The sequence below is a fragment of the Ramlibacter sp. genome (genome assembly GCF_035627355.1).
Classification (GTDB): domain Bacteria; phylum Pseudomonadota; class Gammaproteobacteria; order Burkholderiales; family Burkholderiaceae_C; genus Ramlibacter.
The window spans coordinates 1-2,931 of record NZ_DASPLW010000021.1; the positions used below are offsets into that span (position 1 = coordinate 1).

Here is a 2,931-nt window from a genome sequence, read left to right on the forward strand (position 1 = left end):
ACGGACCGGACCTGCTTGAGGTCGGTCAGGCCCAGCATGATCTTTTCCATGCCGTCCATTTTCAGGGTGCGCATGCCGGTCGCCACGGCGGCCACGAAGATGTCGGCCACCCGGGCGCGTTCCTGGATCAGTTTCTTGATCTCGTCCTCGGCGATGAGCAGTTCGTGCAGGCCGACGCGGCCCTTGTAGCCGGTCTTGTTGCACTTGTCGCAGCCGACGTGGCGGTAGAACTTCAGCCGGCCGTTTTCGCCGTAGTTCTCGACCCAGGTGGTGTAGAGCTTCTTGGCCTCGCCCGCGTAGTCGGCCTTCCAGGCGGTGGTGTGCCGCAGGTCCTCGACGTATTCGGCGATGAAGGTGCGGATCTCCTCCTGCTCGGGGTAATAGGCCTCCTTGCAGTCGCACAGCTTCTTGGCCAGGCGCTGCGCCAGGATGCCCAGCAGCGCGTCGGCGAAGTTGAACGGGTCCATGCCCATGTCCAGCAGCCGGGTGATGGACTCGGGCGCCGAGTTGGTGTGCAGCGTCGAGAACACCAGGTGGCCGGTGAGCGAGGCTTCCACGCCCATGGACACGGTTTCCTTGTCGCGCGATTCGCCCACCATGATGATGTCCGGGTCGGCCCGCAGGAAGGCCCGCATCACCAGCGCGAAGTCGATGCCGGCCTTCTTGTTGATCTGCACCTGGCGCAGGCCCTTCTGGGTGATTTCCACCGGGTCCTCGGCGGTCCAGATCTTGGTCTCGGGCGTGTTCAGGAACTTCAGGATCGAGTGCAGGGTGGTGGTCTTGCCCGAGCCAGTGGGGCCGCAGACGTAGAACAGCCCGTACGGCTTGCTGACGGTCTTCTCCAGCCGCTCCTTGTTGACGGGCGTGAGGCCGAGCTTCTCCAGCGGGATCGGCTCGCCGGCGGCCAGGATCCGCATCACCACGTCCTCGACACCGCCGGCCGAGGGGATGGTGGCCACGCGCAGCTCGATGTCGAGCGGCCCGTACTTCTTGAACTTGATCTTGCCGTCCTGGGGCTTGCGGCGCTCGGAGATGTCGAGGTCGCACATGATCTTGAGGCGCGTGACGAGCGCCTGGCGGAAGTGCGAGGGGACCTCGATGTAGGGCACCAGGCTCCCGTCGATGCGGAAGCGGATGCCGGTCTTGCCCTTGCCCGGCAGCGGCTCGATGTGGATGTCCGAGCAGCGCTGGTTGTAGGCGTCGATGATGACCTTGTTGACGAACTTGACCAGTTCGTTGTCCGAGGCGGCCGACTCCAGGCTGGTGTCGTCGCCGTCGTCATCGGCCGGCGCGGTCAGGTCGGCCAGCAGTTCGTCGATGGAGGCGCCGCCCTCGCCGGCGCCATAGAGCTGGGCCAGCGTCTCCTCGAATTCGGTTTGGGTGGTGACGCGGTAGGAAAACTTGGAGTGGCGCGGGAACACCTGGGGCACGATGCGCGAGCCGCGCACCGCCTCCGGGTCCACGCACATCACCACCAGCCCGTCGGCCGACTCCTCCAGCGGGATCCAGCCCTGCTCCTCGACGAAGTCGCGCTTGAGCGGCCCCTGCAGCTGCTCGGAGCGGATACGGCCGGCATTGAACGGCTCATAGGGCACGCCGAAGAACTTGGCCAGCGACGGGCCGATCTGCGCCGGGCGGATCTGGAAGTCGGCCATCAGCACGTGTTCGACCGGCTTGCCTTCCTCGCGCGCCTTGGCGATGCACTGCTGCAGCTCTTCCTGAGTCAGCACGCCGTCGGCCAGCAGGCCGTCGTACTTGGTCGCCCGCCGGCGCTGGCTCTCCTGCTCCTTCTGCATGCGCTGGCGGATGGCCGTGGCCAGCGTCTTGCACAGCTGCGCAGCGCCTTCGATCTCCAGCTCGCCGAACGGCTGGTCGCTCTTGTTGTTGATCACCTGGATGACGCCGTGCAGCACGTCGCCATCGAGGATGGGCACCACCAGCATCTGCTTGGTGCGGTAGCCCGATCGCTTGTCCACCTCCTTCAGGAAGCTCAGGGTCGGGTGGATGCGCTTGAGCGCCTCGTCGTCGTAGACGTCGGCGATGTTGACCATCTGCCTGGCATGCGCCACGTAGCCCGCGATGCTCTGGGTGCCGATCGGCAGCTTCAGGTCCTTGGCCGCGTTCAGCCCGGTCTTGACCTTGGAGATGATCGCCGTGCGGTCCTCGTTGACCGCGTAGAGCGTGAGCCGGTCCGCGTTGAACAGCTTGCAGATGTCCTGGCTGGACTCCAGCATGATCTGGTCGATGTTCTCCGTCTCGTGGATCTTGGTCGTGACGACCTGGAGCTGCCGGAAGAACAGCGCTTCGAAGGTGACGCCGCGCTTGTCGGGCGGCAACTGCTGCGAGTCGAAGAAGGCCTGCGAATCCCGCTCTTGCTTGAGGACGGCGCTCATGGAAGCTCCTGGACGTGCGCGCTGCGCGAGCCGCTACAGCTCGAATTCCTGGCCAGCGCGCAGGTAGCGGATGTCGTGGGTGACGTTGGGGCCGAAAGGCTGCGTCTGGTCGAAGCGCTGGATCTCGGCCATGATCAGGTCGGTCTCGGCCGGCTTGGTGTGGGTGATGAAGATCGGGAACGACCGGCCCCGCTCGATGCAGTCGAGCTCCTCGGCCAACGCGTGCGGCGACAGGTGCAGGCTGCGGCGAGCCAGGTCCTTCTCGCGGTTGCTGAAGGCGGTCTCGATCACCAGGGCCGCGACGTTCATCTCGTTCAGCCGCCGCCAGAACGCCGGGTTGCGCTCGGTGTCGCCGGTGAACACCCAGTGGCCTCCGCCGCCGGAAATCGCATAGCCGCAGGCCGGCACCGTGTGCACCGCCGGCATCACCTCGATGCGCTTGCCGCCCAGCTCCAGTACCTGCCCGACTTGGATCTCGTGGAAGGTGATGAAGGGCTTGTCCGGCGTCGGGATGCGGCTGAAGTCCGGCCAGATCACG

Annotated in this window: 2 protein-coding genes; both read right to left on the bottom strand. The window is 65.7% G+C overall.

Annotation, left to right across the window (positions count from 1 at the left end; genetic code table 11):
• Positions 1-2,393: GspE/PulE family protein (locus VEC03_RS06585; RefSeq protein WP_324913757.1), on the bottom strand; the 2,393-nt coding region annotated here is incomplete at its 3' end.
• Between the two features lie 33 nt (positions 2,394-2,426).
• Positions 2,427-2,931, bottom strand: a 505-nt coding sequence (locus VEC03_RS06590) for an MBL fold metallo-hydrolase (RefSeq protein WP_324913759.1), incomplete at its 5' end; no start/stop codon positions are given.